Origin of the sequence: Thermoleptolyngbya sichuanensis A183, from assembly GCF_013177315.1 — a bacterium.
GTDB classification, from domain to species: Bacteria; Cyanobacteriota; Cyanobacteriia; order Elainellales; family Elainellaceae; genus Thermoleptolyngbya; species Thermoleptolyngbya sichuanensis.
On the sequence record NZ_CP053661.1, the window covers coordinates 2704026 to 2724407 of the forward strand.

Here is a 20382-nt window from a genome sequence, read left to right on the forward strand (position 1 = left end):
GGGGGATCTTGCACGCTTTGCTTACAAACAGTAGGACTTTTCAAACATCCTCTTAGACTAGCGCGATTGGACTAGCGCGATTAGGCTAGCGCGATCGCCCGTGCAGCCAGAGCTTCAGCCGTAATGCCGTTGAGCGCCATCAGTTCCCCAGCGCTGGCGGTGGTTTCGCCTCGCTTCCAGGCAAACACATCGCGCTTGCTGGTTGAGCGCAGCATCACTGGCTCCAGCATGGCACTGGCTCCACCCGTCACGCCGATCAGCGCATCGCCGCCAAACAGGTGTTCAAATCCAGCATCGTCCAGGAAATGACCATCTGGCTCGGAGCAGATGTCCCACAGGGTATCGCTGGGGCGGTAGAGGCGACGGGGACTGACGACCGACACGATCCGCACCCCCAAGCCTTGGGCTTCTAAAAGCTTTGCTGCGTCGAATACGGGCGAAAGGATCATGTCGCCTACCACCGCAAACACGACGGTCTTGCTGCCGCTGCTGGAATGAAGGGCGATCGCCCCCCGTTCCAATGCCTGCCGCGTCTGGTCAAACGTCGTGCGAATCGGCAGCGGCGACTTGCTGGCGGTAATCACCACACCTTTGTTTTTCTGCGACAGCGCCCATTCGTAGCAAGCCTGCACGCTGTTAGCATCGGGCGGAAACAGCGGAAATACATTCCCATTCCGCATCATGGCGGCAAAGTAGGCCTCAATTTCTGGGCGCTGGTGCGTCCAGCCGTTGCGCCCCTGCTCTAGCGCTCCTGCGGTAAACAGCGTAATGGTCGCGGGCGTTTTGCGGCGTAGCTCGGCCATCGCCTGCGTTACCGTCTGCCAGATCGGCAACCCGTTAATGGCAAACGATTCATAGGAACACCACAGCGTCCGCCCGCCGAACAGCGACAGCCCAACTGCCAGACCCGCACAAGCATCTTCGCTCAGCGGCTCATAGACCTGACCCGTGGGAGCCTGGTTATAGAGCGGGTCTTCGGTGGGGTGAATGATCTTTAGCGCCTGGTTGATGTTGGCGATGCCCGATGCCTCGTTGCCGTCGGCGTTGGTGACCAGAAACGTGCGATCGCTCGTTCCCACATGCCCTACCAGCTTGCCCATTGCCGTAGTCGAAACCTTGGGGTCGCCCCCTACCGGATATTCCTCTAGCGGCAGCGGCCCCAAATCCGGCAGGGGACGCTCAAACTCGGTGACCACTGTTTTCGATGCGGGGCCGCCCCCCGCCCGCTCGCAGTTCGTCCGCACGATTGCCCAAGCTTCAGGAGAGAGCGATCGCGTCTTCAGCGCATCCATAATGTGGGGCGCGTCCAGCGTGTCTTTGGGGTATAGATTGTGGGACTTTGCGCCACGGGCATGAACCCCTGCGCCCTTGAGCTGCTTGATGATAAACGCGGTCAGCTTGCCGCTGAGGGCAGAGCGGGCTGCTTCGTCCACACCCACCAGCACGCTCTGGGTAAAAGCGAGGCGCTGCTTCAAGGAGAAAGCCGTGCTATCGACATAATCTCCCGACTGATCCTGATCATCGAAGTCCTTCGCATCTACCAGCACCACTTCGTCAAAGCCGTGCCCATGCCAGTAGGCCAGCATTTGCTCGTTGGTCTTCAGCGACACCATGCTGTGGTGTTCTTGCGAAAAGCCATTCCACACCAGCACAGGCAAAAAGTTGGTAGAACCAGGGAAGGCTGTGTGGAAGTGCATAAACGAACTCATAATGTAGGGTTCGCCTAGCCCGCCATCGCCAATGGTAAAGGGAAATAGCGTGTCGGGATACAGCAACGCCCCGGCCATTGCAAAATGCTGCCCCTGGCCCAAGGGCCCCGCCGGAGCCAGCAGACCGGGAATAAAGCCAGACAGGTGGCCCAACAGTCCGTGCCGCTCCCGGAAGCGATCGCGCATTTGCTGCACCGTGGTAATGCCCATATCCTCCAGCGAGCGATCGAGGAACATGGCGCTATAGAATCCTGGCGCGTGGTGTCCCACCTCCGTCACGATGTTTTTGTAGCCCAGCATCACCAGTGCGGCATACGCTTCGGCCTGACTGGCAAAGCCGCCGGGGTGTCCAGATCCTTTACTGCCGCAGATTTGCACCGTCAGGTAGCGCAGCGCGTCGGCATAAAGCAGCGTTTGGAAGACAGCGGCGGGGTCTGTTGGCGTGGCGATCGCCCTTGCCCCTTCAGCGATGGCAGGTGTAGCCCCGTAGGTCTCGAATCCTGGGAGCGTTTCACCAAAATACTGAATCCCTTCACAAAATCCCGGAGCCATCTGGGTCGCCGTCATGCCACATCCCCCGCTGAGATAAACGCTAGAAACCGCAAAACACTAGAAACCGCAAAACACAATACATCATCGTATCTCAGGTGGGGAGCCAGATTGGTATTCAGGTTTCAATGATTGCCATTAGGAGTATTGGATTGAGTATTAGATCAGGACTTACACACTTGCGATAAGCTCCGGCGATCGCCCATCTGGGCAGAGTTGCCCTTTCCAACTCCGTTTCTGAGTATGGTGGAAGCAGCAAGCAAGCGCTAGGAGGCTAAAACAACGTGGAGACCTTAATCACGGCGGCAATCGCCGTTCTCATTTTGATGCTGGTGTTTTCCTTGATTACCAAGGCAATCCGGCTTGCCATAAATGTGGCGATTACCCTGGTGCTGCTGGTTGTGCTGGTGCGAATTACTGGAGTCAGCCTGGGCGAAGCCATGCAGCCCGTGTTCGCCATCTGGGACTGGCTGCGGCAGATGTTTCAAAATGCTCAGCGATAATTCGCGATAGTGCTTGATAATTAGCAATCCAGGGCGATCGCCCCCAAAAATCCAAAATCCAAAATCTAAAATCCAAAATCGCAACTCCGCCATGCAACTCCTCGACGACCTGGCAACCCATTGGCAAATCGAAGATCCGGAAGAACAGCGGCTCATCTCCAACGTCTCCTGGGCGCAATATGAAACGCTGCTGGCAGAACGGGGCGACAGCCTCGCCTACCGGGTGAACTACTTAGATGGAATCTTAGAAATTGTGGCACCGAGCCGTCGGCATGAGTCAAGAAAAACCCGCATTGGTACGCTGCTGGAAATCTATTTTCTGGAAGCAGAAATTGAATATTTCCCCACAGGGTCTACCACCTTTCGCCAGGCACAGCAACAGGTTGGGCTAGAGCCAGACGAGAGCTATTGCATTGGCAGCGAAAAGGAGATTCCAGATTTGGCGATCGAAGTCATCATCACCAGCGGCGGGATGAACCGACTGGAACGGTTTCGGCGGCTGGGTATTTCAGAAGTCTGGTTTTGGCAGGGCGATCGCTTTTCGATCTACCATCTCCGCGAACAGGTTCCTGAATCATTTTTGCAAACGGCTGGCTATGAGCTAGTTCAGCACAGTGAATTGCTGCCTGAACTGGATGTGGAATTCCTGAATGAATGCGTCCGCAATCCCAGTCCGCTGGCAGCCGCGAAGGCATTTCGTCAGAGCGTGCGTCAGCAAATGGGACTGAACGAGGGCGATCGCCCATCTTAATGTTCCTCCATCTCTGCCCGAAGGCGAAGCGCCAAACTTGCAGTAGTCCGACTCACAAATCGACTCCGGTGGCTTCGATTTCTGCCAGCAGACGTGGCGATGCTGCTTCCGCCTCGATCAGGTCGATCGGCTAGGTTTCAAAAGATGGGGTATCAAAAAGTGTAACTGAACGTACCGTCTCTCCTGGGCAGTGCCAAAGTAGGAGCATCCTTAAATTCATTCCTATGAGGAGATGATAGCAATGAAACCCGCGATGCCTTCTATGATAAAAGCGGCGATGAAACCGAACAGACTGACGCGCACCGCCTTTGGGCTGAGTTCGGCGGTGCTGTTGGCGGTGGGTGGGCTGAGCCTGATGCCGATGAACCCCGATCCAGTGATGGCGAATGAAGTGATGACGCGCGTGTTGACGGTAACGGGAACAGGTAACGAGTTTATCCCCACCACGCTCAGCCAGGTCAACCTGGGGGTGGAAGTGCGGGGGGCAACCGCAGAAGCGGCCCAGCAGGACGCGGCGCGTCGGTCAAATGCAGTGGTGCAATTGCTGCGATCGCGCCAGGTTGATAAGCTGCAAACCACAGGCATCAACCTCACCCCGGTCTACAACTACAACAACAACGAGCAGCGGCTCGTGGGCTACACGGCCACGAACACCGTCAGCTTCCGTGTGCCGACCGAGCAGGCCGGCGGGCTGCTAGATGAAGCCGTAAAAGCGGGGGCCAGCCGCATCGACAGCGTGAGCTTTGTGGCCTCAGATGAGGCGATCGCCCAGGCCCAGCAGGTCGCTCTGCGCGAAGCCGTTCAGCAGGCCCAGTCCCAGGCGGATACTGTCCTGGCAGCACTGGGTCTGCGCCGTCAGGAAATTGTCGGTGTGCAGATCAACCACGCCTCTGCACCCCCACCGATGCCTGTGTTGCGCCAGTCTATGGCAATGGATTCTGCCGCTGCTGCGCCTACGCCTGTGATTGGTGGAGAACAAGAAGTGCAAACAACCGTCACGCTCCAGATCCGCTATTAGGTATCTGTTAGTTATGCATCTGTTGATTATGCATTAGGTAAAGTACCTGTCCCAGGTCAATTCACTAATTGAAAATGGCACTCGGCACAGATCTGACAACCTTGGTTTTGACAACCCTGGTATTGTCGATCTACCGGGTGCTGTTTCGTCTCAGAAAATGGGAATTGGGAGCGCTACACTCATGCGGGGTGACTGTACGAGCGCAGTGACTGTACGAGCGCAGTGACTGTACGAGTGTGGTGAATAGAGCGCAGTGAATATAGGAGCGCAGCAAATTCATCACGTTGCCTCAAAACGTAACTAAAGCAAAGGACTGTACGGTGGAAAATCCCAATCCATACAGCCCCGATGAAGTTTGAGGTAAACAAAGATGAAGTTTGAGGTAAACAAATTGGGCGCATCCCAGTTCTGCAAGTTTGCCCTCATCCCCCAACCCCTTCTCCCTTTTTGGGAGAAGGGAGTCGGATTGAAAGTCCCTCTGCCGTTTTGGGAGAGGGATTTAGGCAGAAGTGTTGAACGCAATGTTAGCAGGGCAAGTTCATAGCTAAATCCAGTACAAAAGATCTATAATTCTGCCTATAATGACCTACTTATTGCTTCCATCTCAATAATCCGCCTCTTGAGAATGCTTTTTGTAAAGTTTTACCATCAAGATTCAACACTTCTGGGATTTAGGGTGAGGGTTAAATTAGGGTGAGGGTTAAAAAAGTGGGATGCACCCAACAAATTAGAGCAAAAACTAGAGAAAAATTACTCGGAAACCGTCTCGATCTTCTGCTTGATCTTCTCAGTAATCGTCTCCAGAGAAGGCGCAAACTCTTCTTTCTTCTTCAAGCCAATCTTGATCTTTTCAGCAATTTCGTCAGCCGTTGGCGCGATGCCATCTTTACCAGGATTGATCCCTTTTGCCTTCACTTTCTCGGCGATTTCTTCGGCAGTCGGGGCAAACATCTCCTTCTTCTTCAAACCGAATTTGATCTTTTCAGTGATCTCTTCAATAGATGGTTTGAATAGCCCCTTCTTTCGCATGAAAAACTCGGTGCGCTGTTCGGGGGTCAGGGTGGCGAAGAAGTCGCTCTTGGGCAGACCCTTGATCAGGCTTGCAAGCTCAGACTTTTGCTCTGGTGTCAGGGTCAGTGACTTGAAGGCCTTGCGGAGGCTGTCGCCGCCTGCAATTTCTGCGGCAAACTGATCAATCTGGTCGGGGCGCAAAACAGCAGCAAGTTGGGGGAGAACTTCCTCATTGAGCTGTTGCAACAGCTCTTTTTGAGACTCGGTCAAATCCAGATCGCTGGTCTGCGTTAGACCCGGAAATGCTTTTAATAAATCAGAAATCGAGAACTGGGAAATCGGAAAGGCATGGGCAGCGCTTCCCAATAAAAGGTTCAACCCCATGACTAGGGAAACTACTAAAGACAGAAACGCACGTCTCATCGGATATATCCTTCTTGTTTGAGAGAATCAGGCTGATTTAGTTCTTCGATGTCAATCAACTTTAAGTCGTTGAGCTTTAAGTCGTTGAGCTTTAAGTTAAATCAGCTTTAATCAACATTGTGCTAGCAGCGGAAAACCCTCTTCTTCACCCATCAGCATTACACCAGTGTATGAAGCTGTGTGTATCCGTAAATGCGAGAAAGCGATCAAGTAGGGTTCAGGTTTAAGTTTCAGGTCTAATACAGTGCAGGTTCAGATTATGCAGGGGAAGAGGCTTGGGCATGTTCCCTGAAAGCGGCGATCGCCATCACAGAAATGATAATCAGCGGAATGATCAAACTCCACCAAGTTTCGGAAACCATGACAAAATAAACCGCCGACGCGCCACCCAGCGCAAACCCTAGGATAACAGGAAAAACACGGCCCATCCGCTCAACCGCTTCGGCTACCTCCTGGCTAGCCTGGGGGTTTTTGTGCATCGTTAGCTTACCTACGATGTACTGCACGATATCGATGGTGATCTGTGTGGTGTTGCCCGTCATCACGGTAGTTGGAATGTAGCTCTTAAATACGCCTTTGGCTTCTTTCATCAGCGCGTTTTGAATCGCCATTGCCACCACACCGGCCATCGCGATGGGGAAAATTAGATCTTCCTGCACGTCTACAAGCAGAGAGGGGGAGAGGCTCGTCGCCACGACGAGAAACACCGCCAGGGCGATCGCCTCTAGGGTCAGCAGCACTGCAAACACCGGCCACTTCTTGCCCCGTGCAAACCGAGCGACCAGTGACGTGATGGCCACCGTGAGCATAAAGATGGGCAGCATCAGCAGCCGCGTCACCGTGCTGCCTTCGTCCGATGCCACAAAGGACGACCCTGCCAGCGCAATGTTGCCTGTGACATGGGCGGTGAAAATGCCAAACAGAATAATAAATGCTGAGGTATCTACAAACCCTGCCACCCAACTCAGCAGAAACCCTGCGGGCCCGTCGCTGAGCAAAAATGAACTTAATCGAAACGTTTCACCGTCTGCCCTCGAAGTCGCAACCATGAACGCCAGTGCTCCTAGTAACAGTGATTGCAGGGGTCTATTGCAGGTCTATTTCAGAGATTATTGAGCGGCACAGGAGCGCAAGAGCTTTGCCCCCGCGCCCTGATAAATAACAGCGAAGCACGAACAATAGATCGCTGGATCGCCAACAGCAGGGATCAGCAACTCGTGTCCCTAAACCTGGTCAGCCTTGGAAACCCCCTTGCGCGTAGCATATTATCCCCAAGGGGGAGGGTGTTTTGTGTTTTTTGATACGGTTTGGAGTGAACGGGGTGGACGGGGTGTGAGGGGAGGGGGAAGAAGGAAGAACGAAGAACGAAGAGGGAAGAATGAAGAGGGAGGAATGGGTTAGGAGAGTTCTGCGATCGCCTGGGAGATTGGGATTTGAATCACAAACTCGGTGCCCTGACCTGGTTCCGAGAAGCATTCCAGCGTGCCGCCGTGCTTTTCGGTGACGATTTGATAGCTAATGGACATGCCCATGCCTGTGCCTTTGCCGACAGACTTGGTGGTGAAAAATGGGTCAAAGATGCGCTGCCTGACGCTGGGCAGTATTCCTGTGCCGTTGTCGATGATGTGGATGCTGACTTGATGATCGGGCAAGACCTGGGTTTTGATGCGGATGGTGCTGGGTTCAGCCTGCTGGTCGGCGATCGCCCGCTGCTGGTCGCGTTCTTCTAGCGCGTCAATGGCGTTCGACAGGATGTTCATAAACACCTGGTTGAGTTGACCTGCATAGCACTCGACGGGCGGCAGCGAGCCGTATTCTTTGACCACCCGAATCTCCTCGCGGCCGGAGCGCGCCTTCAGGCGGTTGTGCAAGATCATCAGCGTGCTATCGATGCCGTCGTGGATGTCTACGGGCTTAGACTCTGCTTCGTCTAGCCGGGAGAAAATGCGGAGCGATCGCACGATCTCGTGAATCCGCTCGGTTCCCACTCGCATTGAGGCAAGCAGTTTGGGCAAATCTTCGCGCAGAAACTCCAGATCAATTTCTTCGGCATACTGGGTAATTTTGGGCGTGGGTTCAAGATATTCCTGCTGATACAGATCCATGAGCTCCAGCAAATCCTGCACATAGTTGCGGGCATGGGCCAGGTTGCCATGGATAAAGTTCACCGGGTTGTTGATTTCATGGGCAATGCCGGCCACCAGTTGCCCTAGGCTCGACATTTTTTCACTTTGCACCATCTGCGCCTGGGTGCGCTGACGCTCTTGCAGCGCGTGTTGCAGTTCCTCGCTCTGGGCGCGGCTCTGGGCGTAGAGTTCGGCCTGGTCAATGGCGATCGCCAGTTGGGTGGCCACCGATTGCAGCAAATCGCACTCTCGCTCGGTCCACGGGCGCACCTGCTGAAAGTGGTCGCCAATCAGACAGCCGATTCGCTGAGAATGCGTCCGCAGCGGCATCAGCACCACCGACTGCACCCCCGATTCCGTCAGCAGCGCTTGAAAAACCGGGTCGCTGCACTGGGCCGTGTCGTCTACCCAAACCATCTGCTGCTGGATCAACTGCTGTACCACACTGTCGCCAATCAGCCGCAGGGGATACTCACCCAGCAAGCTGGGCGCGTGGTCGTTTTTGGCTTCTTGCACAATCTCCCAGTGCGGCGTGTCGGCATCGGGCAGCACCCAGCAAAAGCCACAATAGTCGATTTCCAGCAGGTTTCGCACGGCCTGAATGGTGGTTTCAAGTACCGTGTCCAGGTTGAGAGAATTGCGGATCTGGTGGGCAAGCTGGTTCAGCAGGGTTTGGCGATCGGCATAGTCCTGAATCGCCTCTTCTGCCCGCTTGCGATCGGTGATGTCGATGGCGATGCCGCCCACCACCTGCTGTCCCGATCCATCCGACATGGGAAATTTGTAGACCAGCGAATCGCCAGTCGTGCCATCCGGCAGCGGAATCGGCTCGATCGTGGCCAGCAGACGACGGTTGTGAATGACAGTTTGAACGTTGTGCAAAAATTCTGCCGCGACCTCTTTGGGGTACAGATCAAATAGCGACTTGCCCACCACGTCCGGCGTGGGCAGGGTGAACATTTTCAGATAGGTCTGGTTGATATAGAGCATTTGCCCCTCATAGCTGACCATCCAGGCAGCCGTCGGACTGTGATCCATAAACGCCTGAAAGCGCTCCTCGCTTTGGCGGCGAGCCTCTTCTGCTTCCTTGCGCGGCGTGATGTCTTGCACCGTGCCCACCATTGTCAGGGGCTTGCCGTCTTCGCTCCACAGGACATCGCCCCGACCCGCCAGCCAGTGAATGGAGCCATCGGGCCAGATCACTCGATAGTCCGCAGCATAGGCGGTTTTGCCAGCGATCGCCGATTCGATTGCCTGTTCAATCCGCCTCACGTCTTCTGGGTGAATCGCCTTCGCACAGGTCGCCCAAGTGCCATCGAAGGTGTCATCCGTCAGTCCAAACAGATGCTTCGCTTCATCGCTGAAGTGTTCCAGATGATCCGTTGCAATATTCCATTCCCAGATACCCGTTTGCGCCGCCTTGAGCGCCAGCCGCATCCGCTGTTCACTTCGTTGCAATGCCTTTTCGACCTCCTGACGCTGAGCCTCTAGCTGGAGGCGATCGCCAATATCTCGCCACGTTGCGTGCAGAATGGTGCGCCCCTGCCACTCAATCGCCGTCAGCAATACCTCCACCCACAAGTCTTCCCCATTCATGCGGTGGTGCATCCATTCAAATCGGTGGCTGCCCTGCCGCAGGGCGATCGCCATCATCTCGTTTGCCGTTTCAAACGAGGATCGTCCATCGGGCTGCACCGCTGGTGAGAGGAGGGCGGGATGCAGCGATTGCACTTGCGCTTTGTCAGTGCAACCCAGCAGGGCGATCGCCGCTGGATTGCAGTCAATAAACACGTCGCCATCGATCAGCAAAATGGCATCGGCAGAGCGCTCAAAAAGCTGGCAAAAGCAGTCGTCGGGTAGGGGCAAACCGAAACCAGCAGGCTCAACCATAGACTTTTAGAACTTGGAGGAGAAGGGGGTAATATCCATCATTAACGGCCACTGTATACACACATCTCGATTTTTTGCGTCAGGTTCCGAAAGATCCCCCTAAATCCTCTTTAATAAGGGGGACTTCCGAAAGATCCCCCTAAATCCCCCTTGATAAGGGGGACTTCCGATCCAGCTCTCCCTGCTGCGGGTCACTCCGGGATCGGTTCCCCCCTTGTTGAAGGGGGGTTAGGGGGGATCAAAGCATCGTCGCTCAAGCCTAGAAGACCTGTGTGTACACAGTAGGGTGGACGGCAGAAAGGTCAACAGCACATGAAGGGGCGGGCAGGGATGCAGCGTTGGAATGCAGAAACCTTGGGCTAAACCCTTGGGCTGAACCCTGACATGGAAGGCGATCGCACCCTTACTCTATAACGCTTTACCCCAAAGAGCCCCTAGCCAGAGTGCCCTATTCCGCATTCTGGCTAACAAACAGAAGCCTTTAACCTGATCCATCGACAGCTAACCTGACCCAATCTACAGCCCTGAATTCGGAGATTCGGACAGATTGGAACCAGGCCCCTGATTCCTTTATCTTCTCATCTCTCGCCTTCCAAAGCTTACCCCAACTGTTGCCGCAGCTTCAGCGCATGGGCCAAGCTCAAGACATCGTGCTGCCAGGTGGGCAATATCAGGGTCATGGCGATTTCTTCGACCGTATGCACCAGCCCCACTGCCACTGCCAGCGCCAGCGGTGGCCCGCCTTGTCCAAAACCAAACAGTGCAATGCTGGCGACAAAGAGCGTGATCCCCCACAGCTTGGCAGAATAGGTATGATAGCTAGCGGGCTTGCCGTATTTTGCCAGGTTTACCCCCCACCAGAGAAGCTGCGCTGCCACCACCGCCAGCAGCGGTCCACGAAACGCCGTGAGGATGTCTGGATGCACCCACCACGCTGCCACCGCCAGACACAGATACAGCGTCACATCCGCCCAGCTATCTGCGGCCCGCACGGCCGCCGTACTCACGCCCAGCCGCCGTGCGATCACCCCATCGAAAATGTCCGATAGAAATGCGGCAATGTAGCCCGCTAAGAACCAGGGCGTGACCGAGCCATCGAAGGCATCCCAAAGCAGAAAAGGGGCGATCGCCAGACGGAAATAAACCAGAAGCATGGGGAGGTGGGTCATATCGGTTCAGCCTTGAGGACTGGAGAGGTTGGCATCTTTACTCATCTTTCCCATCACTCCATCCCGCCATCCCCCCATTCCGCCCCTCTTCGGGAATCGTTAAGAAGATCCGGAACCCTCCGAAATCCTTAGACTCGGCGGCGTAGACTTCAAGGTAGCTGTGACATAAGACATCAACCCTATGACGACATCCGGAAACAGCCCCTATTCCTCGTCAGGACAGCCCGAAACCACTGGTAGGTACCTCGTCCTGCTGGATACCGACAATATTGATGACGGACTCCGTGCGATGGACGATTCGGCAGGAATTCGCCATGTTGCCCATTCTGCGGACTTTCGCGACCATTCCCCCAGTGGTGAACAGCTTGCCAGCGAAGATTCGCTTGTCTTTGACGAATTGGGAGTGGCAGTGGTGACAATGGAGCCAGGTCAGGCGCAAGCGCTGAATGCGGCGACCATGCGCGGTAGCTCGGTCATTGCAGTCGAACCGGAGCGGGTCGTGCGGGCAATCGAAGACCCCGATCCCGATGGCTATTTGCCTGCGCCACCCGGATTTGCAGAGACGGACATCATTACGATCCCCGTGGACTACCTCAAGGGCTATCGGGATGCGGTAAATCATCTGGTCGATCGGCTGCTGCCGAAAGAGCAGGAGGCAGAGTCGGTGCTGGGTCGCGGCGGGGCCGTTGCCGATGGCTCCATCACCTGGGGGCTGGATGTGACGAAAGCCAGCACCTCGCAATATAGCGGGCTGGGGCTAAAGGTTGCTGTGCTGGATACGGGCTTTGACCTGACCCATCCCGACTTTGTGGGGCGGGCAGTGTCTAGCAAGTCTTTTATTGAAGGGGAAGAGGTGCAAGACGGCAACGGTCACGGCACACACTGCATTGGCACGGCCTGCGGGTCGAAGCTGCCGGAGATTTTGCCGCGCTACGGCGTTGCCTATAATTCCGAAATCTATGTAGGCAAGGTGCTGAGCAATGAGGGCAGCGGCGCAGACGGCGGCATTTTGGCGGGCATCAACTGGGCGATCGCCAGCGGATGTCAGATCATCTCTATGTCGCTGGGGGCGATGGTGCTGCCCGGTCAGAACCATTCTGCGGTATATGAAAACGTGGGTCGGCGGGCCCTGCGGCGCGGCAGTTTGATCATTGCGGCGGCGGGTAACGACAGCTTCCGGCAGTTCGGCGTGATTGTGCCCGTCAGCCATCCGGCAAATTGTCCTTCGATCATGGCGATCGCCGCTCTGCGCCCCAACCTGAAGATGGCCCCCTTCTCCAACGGCGGCATCAACCGCAACGGCGGGCAGATTGATCTGGCTGCTCCTGGCGTAGACGTATACTCTAGCTGGCCCATGCCCACCCGCTACAGCACCATCAGCGGCACCAGCATGGCCACGCCCCACGTCGCCGGACTGGCCGCCCTCCACGCCGAAGCCACGGGCGCACGCGGCCGGGAACTGTGGGCCCAATTGACTCAGCGGGCCTGGCGTTTGTCGCTGCCGTCGCGGGACGTGGGCAGCGGCCTGGCGCAAGCGCCGGATTGATTGAGGGAAGAGGGAAGAGGGAAGAAGGAAGAAGGAAGAGAGAAGAACGAAGAGGGAAGAAGGAAGAAGGAAGAAGGAAGAGAGAAGAAGGAAGAGAGAAGAAGGAAGAGAGAAGAAGGAAGAGAGAAGAAGGAAGAGGGAAGAAGTTCTGTTTTTCGTTTTTCCCGTGAAGTTCCGTTTTTCGTGGGAGCGATCAGAACTTTGTGTGTCCCAGGTCTGGAAACTAGAAATCAAGGGGTTCAGCCCTGTCATCCGCGTTTTTCTGACCACTCCCTTTTTCGTTCTTCGTTCTTCGTTTTTCGTTTTTTCTATCTCTCACCCCGTCACTCCCAATCCCCTCCTCCCATATCCTTACCACCTCGTCGGCCCCGCCGCTGACGAGGCTTTTTCCGTCTGGGCTAAAGACAAGAGCGGCGATCGCCCAGGCTCCGCGCAAGGCAATGGGTCGATGGGCAACGGTCAGTCCAATCTCAGGATGGCGCGTGAGGGGCCAGAGCTTGATCGTGTTGTCGTCACTGCCGCTGGCCAGGAGGGTTCCCTGGGGGCTGAGGGCAAGGGTGGTGATGGTGTCTTTGTGGGCGACGATGGGGCGCGTCTGGGCCATGCGGTTGAGGTCCCAAAATCGCAGCGTCTTGTCGGCTCCGGCGCTGATCAGGCTTTGCCAGTCGGCGGTGATCGCCAGTGAGGTAATGCGGTCGGTATGGGCCCGCAGCGTGCCGATCAGTGCGTCGGTTCGCAGGTTCCATAGGCGGATGGTGTTGTCGTAGCTGGCGCTGATTAGCGTGTGCCCGTCGGGGCTGAGGAGCAGGGCGCTAATGCGATCGCGGTGTTTACCCAGGCTGGCAATCTGCTCACCCGTTTCCAAATTCCACAGGTTGATGCGCCCGTCGCCGCCGCCCGTGGCGAACAGGGGTGCGTGCTGGCTAAGGGCGATCGCCGACACCAACCAGTCGTGCCCGTCAATCGTCCGCATCAGCCTTTGGGTGGCCATGTCCCACTGCTTGATCGTGCCGTCGTCGCTGGCGCTGAGCAGTTCGATGCTGTCGGGGGTAAAGGCCAGGGCGCTGAGGCGATCGCCATGCCCATTGCCAAACAGCCCCCCGTTGCCCAGCGTATGCAGCAGGTCGCCCGTCTCTAGGCTCCACAGCCGGACGGTTTTATCGGTGCTGCCGCTAGCAATCCACAGACCGTCAGGGCTGGTGGCGAGGGTGGTAATGGGGCCGGAGTGGGCAGCAAGGGTGTGGGCGCAATGCCAGTTGGAGAGCGGGGGCGGGGGGGCAAGGGGGGCGACGGGTTGACGAGGGGCAGGGACGATGGATTGGCGAGGGGCAGGGGGGGAGTTGGGCAGTTTGGGGAGGGGGAAACCGAGGTCTTTGAGGACGGCGGTGGCGGTTTTGTAGCGGCTGCTGATGGGGCGCTGGAGCAGTTTATTGAGAACGCGGGTGAGGCGATCGCCAATCGGCTCTGGCAAATACTGTCTCCAGATCCAGGCATCCTGCATGGGGGAATACAAATCAAACGGGTGCATCCCGGTCAAGAGGTGAATACAGGTCACGCCCAGGCTGTAGAGGTCGCTGGCAAATTCGGCCCGCCCCATCACCTGCTCTGGCGCAGCATAGCCCGCGCTGCCGATCATCGTGCCCGTTTTCCCCAGGGCCGTCTGCGTGGCATATTTCGACGCGCCAAAGTCCACCAGCACTAGTTCCCGATCGCTCTGCCGCTGAATGATATTTTCGGGCTTCAGGTCGCGGTGGATGACGCGCTGACTGTGAATAAACGCCAGCACAGGCAGCAGGCTTTTGAGTAAATCTAGCACCTGCCCTTCGTAAAACACCTTCTGCTCGTGCAGCAGCACTTCCAGATTTTTTCCTGGAATATATTCCTGCACCAGGTATTGCCCGTCCTCATCTTCCAAGTGGGCCAGCAGCCGGGGAATCTGGGGATGCTGCCCCAACCGCCGCAGCCGCTCGGCCTCTTGCCGGAATAGCTCGGCTGCTCGGCGCACGTCGCCCCGCTGGAGGGGAAAGAATTGCTTGATAACGCAGTGGCAAGGAGAAGCGGAATGCTGGGCAGACCGTTTGCGCTCGTCGATGGCCAGGAAGGTGCGCCCAAAGCCGCCCTGCCCCAGTAGCTTGACCGCTCGAAAGCGATCGCCCAGCAGTAGCGCTGCCCCGCAGTGCTGACACGTTTCTCCGGTTCCGGGATCTTGCGGCTGCGGGCAGGCAGGATTCAGGCAATGCATTCGGTTCAGCCGATAAGGTCAAAGCGCGATTACGTGGGAACTAGCTCACCCGGACGCAGCTTTGCCCATTTGCCCATTTCTTCGACAAAGCTGAGGCAGCCGACCACATCCCACTCCATTTCGATAATGTCGTCCGCGTCGCCCTGGCGAATATTGACATTAATCGTCGGTTCGGTGGCTTCAAAGTCTGGAAATTCTGTCAGATGGGGCTGCTGATGCTGATGTTCTACCGCGTGATACGTCGTGCAGCGATCTACGTAATGGCAGTTAACGCAAATACACATCTTAAAAATTCTCCCGCCGCCAGGCCAGTGGGGATTTAGAGTCGTCTGCTTTTATGCTACTCTAGCTCAGTTTGCGAAAAAGCGGCGATTGCCCCTGACAGATGTAGCAGAATGGAGGTATTCGGTTTCAGGGGTTAGGGATCGGGGGTGAACGGCTGGGGGCTAGCGGACGGGTGTAGGGGTTGAACCTTGCCTCCCTCGCTCCAGAAAGCACGGTTCTGACCTTTGATCCGTCACCTCCGAACCATCGTCCGTGGATTCCCTGCTCCCCGACCCCCTGATCTCTCCCTCCCTTGACCTACCTCACCCTGCCCACAGACACGCTCACCACAGCTTCTGCCCTGTCGCCCCACACCTGGCCCTTTAGCCTGGAGTGGCTGCCGTCGGATGCGTACTTGGTGGGCGGCAGCGTGCGGGATGCGCTGCTGGGGCGACAGGCAGAGTATCTGGATCTGGATTTTGTGCTGCCGGAAGGGGCGGTGGCCACGGCGCGGGCGATCGCCAATCACTATCGCACGGGCTATGTGCTGCTGGATGCGGAGCGGCAGATTGCGCGGGCGGTGTTTGAGCGGGCCACGGTGGACTTTGCCCAGCAGGTTGGGCCGACGCTGGAGGCAGATTTGCAGCGGCGCGATTTTACCGTGAATGCGATCGCCTACGACCCACACACCGAGCGGCTCTTTGACCCACTGAACGGCTACAGCGACTTACAGCAGCAACTCATCCGCATGGTTGCGCCAGAAAACCTGAAGGAAGATCCCCTGCGGCTGCTGCGGGCCTATCGGCAGGCGGCACAGCTTGGCTTTGAGCTAGAGCCAGACACGCAGACCACGATTCAGCGATTGGCAGATCTGCTGGCAGGCATCGCGCCAGAGCGGGTGCAGGCAGAATTGAACTACCTGCTGGGCACGGCACGAGGCACGCGCTTTTTGCAGATAGCCTGGGAAGACGGGCTGTTTTGCACCTGGCTGCCCCACGCGACGGCGACGGGGATGGATCGGGTGGCCCAGATGGACGAGGCGGCGATCGCCCTGGAAACGCGCTGGCCGGCGCTGGGAGCAGAGCTTTCGGGCTGGCTTCGGGATCAGCAAAAGGTGTCGGGGCTGGGGCGAAGCTGGATGCGAATTGCCAAACTGACGGCGCTGGTCTCGCCGGAGGCGGTCGAAGCCGAAGCCGAACTGCGAACCCTGAAGTATAGCCGCAACGAAATTCAGGCGGTGCAGACGGTGCTGCGCTATTTGCCGCAGGTGCCTGCCATCGTGCAGCCGACTGCCACCGCGACTGAACAGTATTTCTTCTTTCAGGGCGTGGGCGCGGCCTTTGGGGCGCTGAGCGTGGTGGCGCTGGCATCGGGCATTTCCGAAGCGGCGATCGCCCCGCTGATTAACCGATTTCTTGACCCCCATGACGCGATCGCCCATCCCCACCCGCTCGTGACCGGGCGCGACCTGATGACCCAGTTGCATCTGCCGCCTGGCCCCCAAATTGGGCAACTGCTTGAAGTTTTGCAACTGGCTCGCGCCGAAGGAAAAATCGCCACGCCCGCCGAAGCGCTTGATTTGGCGGCAATCTGGATGCAGCAGCAGTCGGAATAACGACCAGTCGTTCTGAGGCCGCCAGCGCTATAACGGCGTTAGGAGGATCTCTGGCTATGTGTTTTTCTGCAACTGCTAGCTTTAGCTTGGGCGCGGCCCTGATTCCCGTCGGCATCGCCTGCCTCAAAAAGGCGCAAGAAGAGGACAGACGCTATATGCCACTGGCGGCGTTTCCGCTGGCATTTGGCATCCAGCAGGCAATCGAGGGGCTGGTGTGGGTGGGACTAGGTGCAAACCATACTCGGCTGGTGGCGCTGGCGGCGGCCGGGTTTGTGTGCTTTTCTCACGGCTTTTGGCTGGTGTGGACCCCGCTGACGGCGGCGAGCGTAGAGAGCGATCGCCCCCGAAAACAGATCTGGCGGGCGCTCACGGGCATCGGCTTGCTCTACGGACTCTATTTCAACCTGCCCCTCTGGCTCCACCAGCGGCAACTCGCAGTGAGTATCCACAATCATTCGCTCGTCTACCAGCTTCAACTGTGGCTCTATCCCACGCGCCTGCTGGTGCTGCTGGGCTATACGCTGTATGTCCTGACGATCTTGGCTCCGCTGGTGCTAAGTGGCGATCGCCATCTTCAGCGGCTGGGAGGGCTGGTGCTGGTGGCGCTGCTGCTCACCGCCAACTTTTTTAGCGCCGGATTCATTTCAGTATGGTGCTTTTTTGCAGCCCTCGTTTCGCTGTATGTTGGCTATGTCTTTTTGCAAGGACTGGAACCCCGATCCCAGCCGCCCCTTGCCTAGAGCCACAGCCTAATTCCGTAAGCCTGATCCCGCAGCCTGATCCCGCAGCCTGATCCCGCAGCCCAAAGCCTGACTATGCCCACAACGCTCACCCTGTTTGACTTTAGCCAGCCCCAGCCCACCCTTGCGGCCGTGTGGGGGCCGCTCAACGATGGCGTGATGGGCGGCCTCAGCCAGAGCCAGTTTCGCCAGGTAGGCACGTCGGGCGTATTCTCTGGGCGGGTGTCTACGGAAAATTCGGGCGGCTTTGCCTCGGTGCGGACGCGGGATTTTGAGCCGCCGCTGGATCTGTCGAGCTATGTTGGCATCGAACTGCGGCTGCGGGGCGACGGCAACCGCTACAAGTTCTTCTTGCGGCCCGAAAACCGCTGGGACGGGCTGGCGTTTTGCAGCAGTTTCGACACGCTGGACGACCAGTGGATCACGGTGCAATTGCCCTTCGCCCAGTTTGCGCCCGTGATCCGCGCCAAGACTGTTTCTGGCGTGTCGCTAGATTTATCGCGGATCTATTCACTGCAACTCATGCTCAGCAAGTTTGAACTGGACGGACGACTCAATCCACACTTCGCGCCTGGCCCGTTCCAGTTGCAAATAGAGGCGATCGCCGCCTATCGCTAGTTCAATATCTCTGGTTCCGCAACTGCGTCGATCCACCGCTGCCTGCATCACATGGTTCCTGAAATTGCTCCGAAAATTGCTGCTAATCCTCCGAAGCTGCCGACCAATTTCTTTAATCGCATAGCGAAACCAACCCCTTGGTTAGCACAAATAGGACAAAACTCTGGCTAAATCTTGTGAATTTCGCTTATCAAAGCGCACCAATTTTATCTGCCCATTTGCTTTAGATTGAGAAGAGTAACCCGATCTTCATCTAGGCTTAACGGGGTAAATTTATGCATTTGAGCGAAATCACCCACCCCAACCAACTCCACGGACTCTCGATCCACCAGCTAGAGCAAATCGCCCGCCAAATCCGGGAAAAGCATCTAGAAACCGTGGCGGCGAGTGGCGGGCATCTGGGCCCCGGTTTGGGAGTGGTGGAACTGACCCTGGCGCTCTACCAAACGCTGGATCTCGACCATGACAAGGTGGTGTGGGATGTGGGGCACCAGGCCTATCCCCACAAGCTAATTACTGGACGCTACAACAATTTCCACACGCTGCGCCAAAAAGACGGCGTGGCGGGCTATCTGAAGCGCTGCGAAAGCAAGTTTGACCACTTCGGCGCGGGCCACGCCTCCACCAGTATCTCGGCGGCGCTGGGCATGGCGCTGGCGCGGGATCTCCAGGGCGAAAAGTACAAGGTCGTAGCGGTGATTGGCGACGGAGCGCTGACGGGCGGCATGGCGCTAGAGGCTATCAACCACGCCGGACACCTGCCCAAGACCAACCTGATGGTGGTGCTGAACGATAACGAAATGTCGATTTCGCCCAACGTCGGCGCGATTCCTCGCTACCTCAACAAAATGCGCCTCAGCCCGCCGATGCAGTTCCTCACTGACAACCTGGAGGAGCAGTTTAAGCATCTGCCGTTTGTGGGCGATTCGCTCACGCCGGAGCTTCAGCGGGTGAAGGAGGGGATGAAGCGGCTAGCAGTGCCCAAGGTGGGCGCGGTGTTTGAGGAACTGGGCTTTACCTATATGGGCCCGGTGGATGGACACAACCTAGAAGAACTGATTCACACGTTCACCCAGGCCCACAAGATTCAGGGGCCGGTGCTGGTGCATGTGGCCACGACCAAGGGCAAGGGCTATGCGATCGCCGAAAAAGATCAGGTGGGCTATCACGCCCAGTCGCCCTTTGACCTGGCCACGGGCAAAGCAAAACCGTCGAACAAGCCCAAGCCTGCTGATTACTCAAAAGTCTTTGCCCATACGCTGGTGAAGCTGGCGGAAAACAATCCCAAAATCATTGGCATTACTGCCGCCATGGCCACGGGTACGGGGCTAGACAAGCTCCAGCAAAAGCTGCCGAAGCAATACATCGACGTGGGCATTGCCGAGCAGCACGCCGTAACGCTGGCGGCGGGGCTGGCCTGCGAGGGAATGCGCCCGGTGGTGGCGATCTATTCCACCTTCCTGCAACGCGCCTTTGACCAGATTGTGCATGATGTTTGCATCCAAAAGCTGCCCGTGTTTTTCTGCCTGGATCGAGCGGGCATTGTGGGGGCAGACGGCCCGACCCACCAGGGGATGTACGACATTGCCTATCTGCGCTGCATTCCCAATATGGTGCTGATGGCTCCCAAGGACGAAGCCGAGTTTCAGCGGATGATTGTAACCGGGGTGAACTATACCGACGGGGCGATCGCCCTCCGCTATCCACGCGGCAGTGGCCAGGGCGTGCCGCTCATGGAAGAGGGCTGGGAGCCGCTGCCCATCGGCAAAGCCGAGATTCTGCGCCAGGGTGATGATATCCTGCTGCTGGGCTATGGCACGATGGTCTATCCCGCTATGCAGGCTGCTGAAATCCTCAGCGAACACGGCATCGAGGCAACCGTGGTCAACGCCCGCTTTGCCAAACCGCTGGATACGGAGTTAATTCTGCCGCTGGCTCAGCAGATTGGGCGCGTGGTGACGCTGGAAGAGGGCTGCTTGATGGGTGGCTTTGGTTCAGCCGTGGCAGAAGCGCTGCTCGATGCGGATGTTGCCGTGCCGATCAAGCGGCTGGGCGTGCCCGATGTGCTAGTCGATCACGCCAAGCCAGAGCAATCGCTCAGCAGCCTGGGGCTGACGGGCCCGCAGATCGCAGATACCATCCGCGAGTGGGTGGTTCCGGCCGCAGTCGAAGCCGTCCGCTCCTAGAAGCCTCTACTTCTGAAAGATC

General features: G+C 57.2%; 16 protein-coding genes. 9 read left to right on the top strand and 7 right to left on the bottom strand.

Annotated features, from left to right (window positions below; genetic code table 11):
* Nucleotides 1–80: 80 nt before the first annotated feature.
* On the bottom strand, nt 81–2276 hold the full coding sequence (locus tag HPC62_RS11270; RefSeq protein ID WP_172355699.1) for a phosphoketolase family protein: 2196 nt from the start codon (nt 2274–2276) through the stop codon (nt 81–83).
* Nucleotides 2277–2542: 266 nt separating this feature from the next.
* On the opposite strand from HPC62_RS11270, the gene HPC62_RS11275 reads away from it, so the two are divergent.
* The 3 genes from HPC62_RS11275 (at nt 2543) to HPC62_RS11285 (ending at nt 4530) form a co-directional block, all read left to right on the top strand.
* Nucleotides 2543–2761 (top strand): hypothetical protein, encoded by a 219-nt coding sequence (locus tag HPC62_RS11275; RefSeq protein ID WP_172355701.1) that lies wholly within the window; start codon nt 2543–2545, stop codon nt 2759–2761.
* Between the two features lie 91 nt (nt 2762–2852).
* Nucleotides 2853–3512 carry a Uma2 family endonuclease gene (locus tag HPC62_RS11280; protein ID WP_172355703.1) on the top strand — a complete coding sequence of 220 codons (660 nt, stop codon included), beginning with the start codon at nt 2853–2855 and terminating at the stop codon, nt 3510–3512.
* A 277-nt stretch (nt 3513–3789) separates the two neighbouring features.
* The gene (locus HPC62_RS11285; RefSeq protein ID WP_172355705.1) at nt 3790–4530 is read left to right on the top strand and encodes an SIMPL domain-containing protein; all 741 of its coding nucleotides are present in this window, start codon (nt 3790–3792) and stop codon (nt 4528–4530) included.
* 750 nt (nt 4531–5280) lie between these two features.
* Here the strand turns inward: HPC62_RS11285 and HPC62_RS11290 are convergent.
* The 4 genes from HPC62_RS11290 to HPC62_RS11305 all read right to left on the bottom strand — a co-directional run bounded on the left by HPC62_RS11290 (nt 5281) and on the right by HPC62_RS11305 (nt 11149).
* Entirely contained in the window at nt 5281–5964 is a 684-nt protein-coding gene (locus HPC62_RS11290; RefSeq protein ID WP_172355707.1) for a hypothetical protein, read from the bottom strand.
* A 257-nt stretch (nt 5965–6221) separates the two neighbouring features.
* Entirely contained in the window at nt 6222–7013 is a 792-nt protein-coding gene (locus HPC62_RS11295; protein ID WP_172355709.1) for a YoaK family protein, read from the bottom strand.
* A 348-nt stretch (nt 7014–7361) separates the two neighbouring features.
* A complete protein-coding gene (locus HPC62_RS11300; protein WP_172355711.1) occupies nt 7362–9980 on the bottom strand; it encodes a PAS domain S-box protein in 2619 nt (872 codons plus the stop codon).
* A 599-nt stretch (nt 9981–10579) separates the two neighbouring features.
* On the bottom strand, nt 10580–11149 hold the full coding sequence (locus tag HPC62_RS11305; protein ID WP_172355713.1) for a CDP-alcohol phosphatidyltransferase family protein: 570 nt from the start codon (nt 11147–11149) through the stop codon (nt 10580–10582).
* A 181-nt stretch (nt 11150–11330) separates the two neighbouring features.
* On the opposite strand from HPC62_RS11305, the gene HPC62_RS11310 reads away from it, so the two are divergent.
* Both HPC62_RS11310 and HPC62_RS11315 read left to right on the top strand, forming a co-directional pair.
* Nucleotides 11331–12695, top strand: a complete 1365-nt coding sequence (locus tag HPC62_RS11310) for a S8 family peptidase (RefSeq protein ID WP_172355715.1) — start codon at nt 11331–11333, stop codon at nt 12693–12695.
* Nucleotides 12692–12865, top strand: coding sequence for a hypothetical protein (locus HPC62_RS11315; RefSeq protein WP_172355718.1), 174 nt, complete (start codon nt 12692–12694; stop codon nt 12863–12865). The genes HPC62_RS11310 and HPC62_RS11315 overlap by 4 nt, the downstream gene beginning before the upstream one ends.
* Nucleotides 12866–12918: 53 nt before the next feature.
* On the opposite strand, the gene HPC62_RS11320 is transcribed toward HPC62_RS11315, so the two are convergent.
* Together HPC62_RS11320 and HPC62_RS11325 are read right to left on the bottom strand one after the other, a co-directional pair.
* On the bottom strand, nt 12919–14937 hold the full coding sequence (locus HPC62_RS11320; RefSeq protein ID WP_172355720.1) for a serine/threonine-protein kinase: 2019 nt from the start codon (nt 14935–14937) through the stop codon (nt 12919–12921).
* A gap of 29 nt (nt 14938–14966) precedes the next feature.
* On the bottom strand, nt 14967–15221 hold the full coding sequence (locus tag HPC62_RS11325) for a Ycf34 family protein (protein ID WP_172355722.1): 255 nt from the start codon (nt 15219–15221) through the stop codon (nt 14967–14969).
* 293 nt (nt 15222–15514) lie between these two features.
* On the opposite strand from HPC62_RS11325, the gene HPC62_RS11330 reads away from it, so the two are divergent.
* The 4 genes from HPC62_RS11330 (at nt 15515) to dxs (ending at nt 20360) form a co-directional block, all read left to right on the top strand.
* Nucleotides 15515–16816 carry a CCA tRNA nucleotidyltransferase gene (locus tag HPC62_RS11330; RefSeq protein WP_225910632.1) on the top strand — a complete coding sequence of 434 codons (1302 nt, stop codon included), beginning with the start codon at nt 15515–15517 and terminating at the stop codon, nt 16814–16816.
* A gap of 56 nt (nt 16817–16872) precedes the next feature.
* Nucleotides 16873–17556: a DUF6629 family protein gene (locus HPC62_RS11335; RefSeq protein ID WP_172355724.1), complete on the top strand. Its 684-nt coding sequence runs from the start codon at nt 16873–16875 to the stop codon at nt 17554–17556.
* A gap of 75 nt (nt 17557–17631) precedes the next feature.
* Nucleotides 17632–18174, top strand: coding sequence for a CIA30 family protein (locus tag HPC62_RS11340; protein ID WP_172355726.1), 543 nt, complete (start codon nt 17632–17634; stop codon nt 18172–18174).
* A gap of 275 nt (nt 18175–18449) precedes the next feature.
* Entirely contained in the window at nt 18450–20360 is a 1911-nt protein-coding gene (dxs, locus tag HPC62_RS11345; protein ID WP_172355728.1) for a 1-deoxy-D-xylulose-5-phosphate synthase, read from the top strand.
* The last annotated feature ends 22 nt before the right edge of the window (nt 20361–20382 follow it).

What these genes read in the sequence shown, in the direction of transcription:
- HPC62_RS11270 (WP_172355699.1), bottom strand. Translation starts at nt 2,276, where the DNA reads ATGACGGCGACCCAGATGGCTCCGGGATTTTGTGAAGGGATTCAGTAT.
- HPC62_RS11280 (WP_172355703.1), top strand. Translation starts at nt 2,853, where the DNA reads ATGCAACTCCTCGACGACCTGGCAACCCATTGGCAAATCGAAGATCCG.
- HPC62_RS11285 (WP_172355705.1), top strand. Translation starts at nt 3,790, where the DNA reads ATGAAACCGAACAGACTGACGCGCACCGCCTTTGGGCTGAGTTCGGCG.
- HPC62_RS11290 (WP_172355707.1), bottom strand. Translation starts at nt 5,964, where the DNA reads ATGAGACGTGCGTTTCTGTCTTTAGTAGTTTCCCTAGTCATGGGGTTG.
- HPC62_RS11295 (WP_172355709.1), bottom strand. Translation starts at nt 7,013, where the DNA reads ATGGTTGCGACTTCGAGGGCAGACGGTGAAACGTTTCGATTAAGTTCA.
- HPC62_RS11300 (WP_172355711.1), bottom strand. Translation starts at nt 9,980, where the DNA reads ATGGTTGAGCCTGCTGGTTTCGGTTTGCCCCTACCCGACGACTGCTTT.
- HPC62_RS11305 (WP_172355713.1), bottom strand. Translation starts at nt 11,149, where the DNA reads ATGACCCACCTCCCCATGCTTCTGGTTTATTTCCGTCTGGCGATCGCC.
- HPC62_RS11310 (WP_172355715.1), top strand. Translation starts at nt 11,331, where the DNA reads ATGACGACATCCGGAAACAGCCCCTATTCCTCGTCAGGACAGCCCGAA.
- HPC62_RS11320 (WP_172355720.1), bottom strand. Translation starts at nt 14,937, where the DNA reads ATGCATTGCCTGAATCCTGCCTGCCCGCAGCCGCAAGATCCCGGAACC.
- HPC62_RS11325 (WP_172355722.1), bottom strand. Translation starts at nt 15,221, where the DNA reads ATGTGTATTTGCGTTAACTGCCATTACGTAGATCGCTGCACGACGTAT.
- HPC62_RS11335 (WP_172355724.1), top strand. Translation starts at nt 16,873, where the DNA reads ATGTGTTTTTCTGCAACTGCTAGCTTTAGCTTGGGCGCGGCCCTGATT.
- HPC62_RS11340 (WP_172355726.1), top strand. Translation starts at nt 17,632, where the DNA reads ATGCCCACAACGCTCACCCTGTTTGACTTTAGCCAGCCCCAGCCCACC.
- dxs (WP_172355728.1), top strand. Translation starts at nt 18,450, where the DNA reads ATGCATTTGAGCGAAATCACCCACCCCAACCAACTCCACGGACTCTCG.